1 protein-coding gene and 1 pseudogene are annotated in these 1,113 nt (G+C 59.6%); one reads left to right on the forward strand and one right to left on the reverse strand.

The window, feature by feature from the left end; all coding sequences use genetic code 11:
* Positions 1–296, reverse strand: a pseudogene (locus tag NW820_RS07620) (hypothetical protein); the annotation flags it as partial.
* Between the two features lie 230 nt (positions 297–526).
* On the opposite strand from NW820_RS07620, the gene NW820_RS07625 reads away from it, so the two are divergent.
* Positions 527–1,113: aldo/keto reductase (locus tag NW820_RS07625; protein WP_414407140.1), on the forward strand; the 587-nt coding region annotated here is incomplete at its 3' end.

The following is a 1,113-nucleotide window of genomic DNA, read 5'->3' on the forward strand; positions in this document are numbered from 1 at the left end:
CGGGCCAGGTTTTTGGCGCGGTTGAGATCGCGGAAGTAGCGGCTGATCTCCTCAAAACTCCCCCTGGGCAGCGGTCGCTGGGGAGCAGGGGTTGCCGGCACAGGCCGGGGATCCGGCACAATGGGCAGGGTGGGAATGTCCGGGCTGGGGGGCAAGGGTTCGACGGGGATGGGAGTTCCAGAGGGGAAAAGAGGGGTGATCACCTGCGCTTGGGCAGCCCTTCCAGCCAGAAGGGATCCCCACAGGAGAGCCATACCGACGGAGCTGACAGTAGAGACAAGAAAAGTGGGCTTCATGGAGCCATTCCTCGCAAAAGTTCTGGGTTGAGAGACGCTGCAGCTCTTGAATGGGATCCTATCGATTCAGTTCCTTACAACAGCAGAGTCAAAAGCCTCTCCTCTCCTTCCAACCCCGGTCACAGGCTTGGGTCGTTCACGCAACCTCGGCTGCTGTCAGCAATGTCTGCTAGATTTTTGGAGAGGATCCCTGGCCACAGTGGGAGGATCGGGGTTCAGCAGGAGCAGCCATGGAGTTCGTCACCCTCGCAGATGCAGGGCTAAGGTTGAGCCGGGTGGGCCTGGGCACTTGGGCGATGGGCGGCGGCTGGTGGGGCCCTTCCGACCGCCAGGAATCTTACACCACGATTCGCAAAGCCATTGATTTGGGCATAACCACCTTCGACACCGCTCCCATCTACGGACTGGGTGTTTCGGAGGAAGTGCTGGGGCAAGCGATCAAAGACTCAGGTTGCCGCGATCGGGTGGTTCTCGCCACCAAAGCGGGACTGGAGTGGACAAACAACAAAGTGGTGCGCAACTCCAGCCTGCCTCGCTTGGCCCAAGAACTGGAGGATTCTCTGCGCCGCTTGCAAACAGATGTGATCGATCTCTACCAAATTCATTGGCCGGATCCCTTGGAACCGATCGAAGAAACGGCGGCGTTTCTGGGGCAGTTGCTGCAGCAGGGCAAGATCCGCGCCATTGGGGTCAGCAACTTTTCCCCCGAACAGATGGATCGGTTTCGCCAGGTGGCTCCTCTGCACACCGCCCAGCCCCCCTACAACCTGTTCGAGCGGCAGATTGAAGCAGAGGTCTTGCCCTACTGTCGAGAGCA

The sequence above is a fragment of the Synechococcus sp. R55.7 genome, assembly GCF_047461955.1.
In the GTDB taxonomy this organism is placed as follows: Bacteria; Cyanobacteriota; Cyanobacteriia; order Thermostichales; family Thermostichaceae; genus Thermostichus.